Source organism: Corynebacterium sp. (assembly GCF_030535495.1).
GTDB lineage: Bacteria > Actinomycetota > Actinomycetes > Mycobacteriales > Mycobacteriaceae > Corynebacterium.
In genome coordinates this window covers 1-5,061 of sequence record NZ_JAUNRW010000134.1, presented here as the reverse complement: position 1 = coordinate 5,061, position 5,061 = coordinate 1, and the positions used below count along the sequence as shown (strand labels likewise).

The following is a 5,061-nucleotide window of genomic DNA, read 5'->3' as shown; positions in this document are numbered from 1 at the left end:
TCCACCTCGGCGAGCCCGCTGACATCGCGGGGCAGCAGCGGAAGCTGGACGACGGGGACGTCGATACGCAGCTGTGACAGGGCGTGGTCCTCCAGGGAGCGGCGCTCGGCGAGGAATTCACCCTGATCGGCAGGGGAGCGGCGGTTGACCACCAGCCCGCCGACGCGCACGCCCGCGCCGCGCAGCTCCGCATGGAACTCCCCGGTCTCCTGCACCGGGAGGCGCTCGGCGGTGAGGACGATGAAAAACACACACTGCTCGGGGTCGCGGAGGACGTCGCGCAGGTGGGTGAAACGCTGGCGGCGCTTGAGCAGGATGGAGCGCAGCTGCTGGTTGCGGCGGTCCACGGGATCCTCGGCGGCGACGATACGGTCGCGGCCGGTGGGGGACAGTCCGCGGACGACAGCCGAGAGGTGCTCGGACTTGTCGCGGCGGTCGAGCAGACCGTCGGTCCAGGCGGCCATGAGCTCGGGCAACTCCATGAGGCGCGAGGTGTGGCCGGAGGGGGCGGTGTCGAAGACGACGTGATCGTAGTCGGCGGAACCGGCGACGATCTCCGCGATCCGCTCCAGCACCGCCGCCTCGTGCGTGCCCGGGGACTGGGCGGAGAGCTCCAGGTGCTTGGTCACCTCACCCTGCAGGTGCTCCGGCATCATCTGCCGCATGGTGTGGCCGACGGCCTTGAGGTGCGCGCGGGTGGTGGACGCCGGGTCGAGCTCGAGAACGTCGAGGTTCTCGCGCACCGTGGTGACGGTGTCACCGATCCGCTGTTCCCACAGGTGGCCGAGGTTGTGCGCCGGGTCCGTGGACACCAGCAGCACGCGGCGACCGGCGGCGGCCAGCGCGGTGGCGGTCGAGGAGGCGACGGTGGTCTTGCCCACGCCGCCCTTGCCCCCGAAGAAGACGATGCGGGTGGAACCGATGAGGTCTAGCAGCACTGAATGTTCTCCAACGGTGAGTGTTCCATGCCCATGCGGCAGTGCCAGGCGTGGAAGTCCTCGTAGACGATCGGCAGCATCTCCAGCGTGTAGTAGCTGGCCGGGTTGGGCACGCCGAGGGCCTCGGACATGACGAGCATCATGAAGAGGTCGTCCTCCTGCTGGCGTGCCTTGATGAAGGTCGCCCGGTACGGGCCCGCGTAGTACTCGGTGAGCCCGTCCGTGAAGGCCTTCAACTTCTCCCGGAACGCCATGGCTACAGCTTCTTGGCGACGACCACGGGGGCCGGGGCGTCGGTGTCCTCGTCCGTCCAGACGACCGGATCCTCGTTGCGGGCGCGGTTCATCGCGGCGAAGGCCTCGATGGTGACCCAGATGGCGCAGACGATGATGACGATGTCGATGATGAGCAGCAGCCAGTTCTGGGTCTCCCAGAAGCCGCGGACCTGGACGATCGCCGCCCACAGGGACACGACGAGGACGAACAGCAGCGGGATGAGCACCGGCCACGTCGGGCGACGCAGGCGGGTGAGGATCACGCAGATGATGGACAGTGACAGCGCGGCCATGAGCTGGTTGGTGGTGCCGAACAGCGGCCAGATGAGCATGCCGCCGGAGCCGTCGGCACCCGCGGAGAAGGTCAGGCCCAGGGCGACGACGATGACCACGAGGGTGGCGGCCAGGGCGCCGAGCTTCACGCCCATGATCTCGCCGATCTCCTGGACGACGAAGCGCTGCAGGCGCACGCCGGTGTCCATGGTGGTGGCGGCGAAGAGGACGGCCATGGTGGCCAGGATGGTGGCGGACAGTGACGGCGGGATGCCCAGGCCCTCGTTGATGAGGGCTCCGCCGCCCTGGACGAAGGCGTTGACGCCACCCTGGTTGAAGGCGGTGTAGATGGCCTCCCAGTCGGCGAGGGTGCGGAAGCCGGCGGTGGTGGCGACGATGGTGCCCAGGGCCAGCAGGCCCTCGCCGACGGCGCCGAAGTAGCCGACGAAGCGGGCGTCGGTCTCCTTGTCCAGCTGCTTGGAGGAGGTACCGGAGGAGACGATGCCGTGGAAGCCGGAGATGGCACCGCAGGCGATGGTGACGAACAGCAGCGGCCAGATCGACGGGGTGCCTTCCGGCACGTTCGCGTTGATGGCCGGGGCCACGATGGTCGGGGCGGTGAGCAGGAAGGATCCGTAGAGGATGCCCAGGCCGACGAACAGCTGGAGGCCGTTGATGTAGTCACGTGGCTGCAGCAGGACCCACACCGGGAGCATGGAGGCGATGCCGCCGTAGATGAACAGGACGATGATCCAGAAGGCGTTGGGGGACAGGCCGAGGATGGTGTCCGGCAGGACGATCGGGAAGCGGTCACCGATGATCATCAGCGCGTAGAGGACGACGACGCCGACGACGGAGACCAGCGGCAGGTTCCACTTGAGGCGGTAGATGGCCTGGCCGATGAACAGGGCGACGATGATGGCACCCCAGGTCGGGATGACGGCGGTCGGGGTGGAGACCAGCAGGTTGGAGATGACCACCGCGAAGGCCGCGACGACCATGAGCAGCAGCAGGAAGATGACCACCAGGAAGAGGTTGCGGCCGCGGTTGCCGATGTAGCGGCCGGACAGCGTGCCGATCGACTGGCCCTTGTGGCGCTGAGAGGCCCACAGGGCGCCGAAGTCGTGCATGCCCGCGATGAAGACGGTGCCGATGGTCACCCACAGGAAGGCGGGGAACCAGCCCCAGATCACCGCGACAGCCGGGCCGACGATGGGGGCGGCACCGGCGACGGACGTGAAGTGGTGACCCCACAGCACGAACTTGTTGGTGGGGACGTAGTCCACACCGTCGGTCATGGTGTGGGCGGGTGTCTTGTAGTTGTCGGAGAGCTGGTACACCTTGCTTCCGAGGAAGCGGGAGTAGAGCAGGTATCCACCGATCATCATGCCGACGCCGATGACCACCAGAACAAGTGAATTCATGGTTCGTCCCTCTGTTGGGCTCTGGGCGGAGCCCGGGGACGCCGCCAGCGATCATTGTTTCGGAATCAGACTCTCATAAGCCTGTGGTACAGGTCACTACGGCTGTGGCTGAAGGGAGGGTTCACGATGTACCGCTCAGGCATTTGTGCAGGACAACGGCGATGTTGTCAGACCAAATGGCCCGGTAGAGGGGGTGGTGCCGGGGGTGGTCAGGTGAAGTGCAGGAACGCGCCGACCACGAAGGCGAAGGTGGCCAGCGAGGCGCAGGTGAACTCCAGCAGCATGCCGAAGCCCATGGACTTCATGGCCTCCACTGAGGACCGCCACGCGGCGGCCAGATCCTTCCGGCGCCGGTACTCGGCGAGCAGCAGGCCGAGAGCGAAACCCAGGAACAGGCCCACGACCGGCACGAGGAACATACCGACCACGCCCACGGCCACGCCGAACAGCACCGGCCCGCGGGGGATCTGTTCGCGCCGCATCTTCCGGCCGGTGAGGATGGTGGAGGCGCTCATGCCCACCACGGCCAGGGCGATGCCGATGAGCCCGGCGGTCCACGACGCCGTCGAACCGAGCACCCACGCCCACACGAGCAGGGTGCCGATGGTCAGCAGCGAGCCGGGGAGGATCGGGATGATCGTGCCCGTGACGCCGACGACGAGCAGCAGGCCGGCGACGCCGGTGACGAAGGGCTCGTAGGTCTCCATGAGGGTCAAGGTTAATCCTCTTTCGGCGGCCGCCCCCGGCGGGGCAGGTCGCCGACGTCGCGGGGGAGGCGACCGGCGCGTTTTAAAGCATCGCGCAGCATGACCTCGATCTGGGCGTTGACGCTGCGCGCCTCATCACCGGCCCAGCGCGCGATGGCCGCATGCACCGCCGGGTCGACGCGGAGAGGGATGTTCTTGCGGGCCATGGCCTAGGTGTACAGGCTGCCCGTGTTGATCATGGGCTGGGCGTTGGTGTCGGAACACAGGACGACGAGCAGGTTGGAGACCATCGCGGCGCGGCGCTCCGGATCCAGGTCGACGATCTGCTTGGCCTCCAGCTGGTCGAGGGCGGACTCGACCATGGTGACCGCGCCTTCCACGATGGTCTCGCGGGCGTCGACGATGGCGCCCGCCTGCTGGCGCTGCAGCATGGCCTGGGCGATTTCCGGCGCGTAGGACAGGGCGGAGATGCGGGCCTCGAGGATCTCCAGGCCGGCGACCTTGACGCGGGCGGCGACCTCATCGGCCAGCTCGCGGGAGACCAGGTCCGTGGACCCGGAGAGGGAGGGGGTCTGCGCGGTGCCGCCGTCGTAGGGGTGGGAGGTGGCCACGTGGCGCAGGGCGGACTCGGACTGGGAGTGGATGAACTCCTCGACGTCCTCGACGGCGAAGGTGGCCTTCGCGGTGTCGGCGACCTGCCAGACGATGATGGCGCCGATCATGATCGGGTTGCCGCCGAGGTCATTGACCTTGATCTGGTTGGTCTCGAAGTTGCGCACGCGCACGCTGACCTTCTTCGAGGTGGCCAGGGGAGGCACGAGGGAGAGGCCGGTGTGGCGGTTGGTGCCCAGGTAGCGGCCGAAGAACTGCACCACGTGGGTGTGGCCGGGGGAGATGACGCGGATCATCGGCAGGAGGAGGACGGCGACGAGGGCCGTCAGGACGCCCAGGATGATGAGCGGGACACCGGTCTCACCGGCGTCGAGGCGGGTGCCGCCCCAGATGGCGAGGGCGGGGCCGAGGATGAGCAGCGCCAGCGCGCCGACGAGGACGCCGGCGGCCAGTGCGGTGGTACCGGCCCAGGCGGGGCGTTCGGTGATCTCCACCTTGCCGCCCTCGTGGCCGACGGGGCGGTCGGCGACCTCTGCCTCAGGGACGTGGGGAGTGCTCATGACGATTCCTTCCGGGGTGAGTTAATCTGATATCAGAATAGGGGAATCTGATATCAGATTACAAGGGGGAGTGTCTGTCTTTTCCCGAGGGTCGTATAGTGTCACGGAGTGAGTGGGTCGGCACCGTGTGGTGATCCGGCTCCATCAAGAAGGCGCTTTCACACGCACACCAGGTTGATCCTGCGGCGGCGTGTGGGGGCGTTCTTCGCTTTTTCCACCCATCGACTACCCTTGGGGCCGTGACCGAGCAGAAGAATCCCCAGGACCTCCCC

General features: G+C 67.4%; 6 protein-coding genes. All 6 read right to left on the bottom strand.

Going from position 1 to position 5,061, the window contains the following annotated elements:
* Positions 1 to 938 (bottom strand): ArsA family ATPase (locus tag Q4F73_RS11460; RefSeq protein WP_303359472.1); only part of this gene is annotated, 938 nt, incomplete at its 3' end.
* Positions 929 to 1,192 carry a cory-CC-star protein gene (locus tag Q4F73_RS11455; protein WP_303359471.1) on the bottom strand — a complete coding sequence of 88 codons (264 nt, stop codon included), beginning with the start codon at positions 1,190 to 1,192 and terminating at the stop codon, positions 929 to 931. The genes Q4F73_RS11455 and Q4F73_RS11460, both read right to left, overlap by 10 nt.
* Positions 1,193 to 1,194: 2 nt before the next feature.
* Positions 1,195 to 2,910, bottom strand: a complete 1,716-nt coding sequence (locus tag Q4F73_RS11450; RefSeq protein WP_303359470.1) for a carbon starvation protein A — start codon at positions 2,908 to 2,910, stop codon at positions 1,195 to 1,197.
* A 209-nt stretch (positions 2,911 to 3,119) separates the two neighbouring features.
* A complete protein-coding gene (locus Q4F73_RS11445) occupies positions 3,120 to 3,617 on the bottom strand; it encodes a DUF456 domain-containing protein (protein WP_303359473.1) in 498 nt (165 codons plus the stop codon).
* An 11-nt stretch (positions 3,618 to 3,628) separates the two neighbouring features.
* Positions 3,629 to 3,823, bottom strand: a complete 195-nt coding sequence (locus Q4F73_RS11440) for a hypothetical protein (protein ID WP_303359469.1) — start codon at positions 3,821 to 3,823, stop codon at positions 3,629 to 3,631.
* 3 nt (positions 3,824 to 3,826) lie between these two features.
* A complete protein-coding gene (locus Q4F73_RS11435) occupies positions 3,827 to 4,789 on the bottom strand; it encodes an SPFH domain-containing protein (RefSeq protein ID WP_303359468.1) in 963 nt (320 codons plus the stop codon).
* Positions 4,790 to 5,061: the final 272 nt, after the last annotated feature.

Coding starts and splice junctions, on each gene's coding strand:
- Q4F73_RS11455 (WP_303359471.1), bottom strand. CDS start 1,192: ATGGCGTTCCGGGAGAAGTTGAAGGCCTTCACGGACGGGCTCACCGAG.
- Q4F73_RS11450 (WP_303359470.1), bottom strand. CDS start 2,910: ATGAATTCACTTGTTCTGGTGGTCATCGGCGTCGGCATGATGATCGGT.
- Q4F73_RS11445 (WP_303359473.1), bottom strand. CDS start 3,617: ATGGAGACCTACGAGCCCTTCGTCACCGGCGTCGCCGGCCTGCTGCTC.
- Q4F73_RS11440 (WP_303359469.1), bottom strand. CDS start 3,823: ATGGCCCGCAAGAACATCCCTCTCCGCGTCGACCCGGCGGTGCATGCG.
- Q4F73_RS11435 (WP_303359468.1), bottom strand. CDS start 4,789: ATGAGCACTCCCCACGTCCCTGAGGCAGAGGTCGCCGACCGCCCCGTC.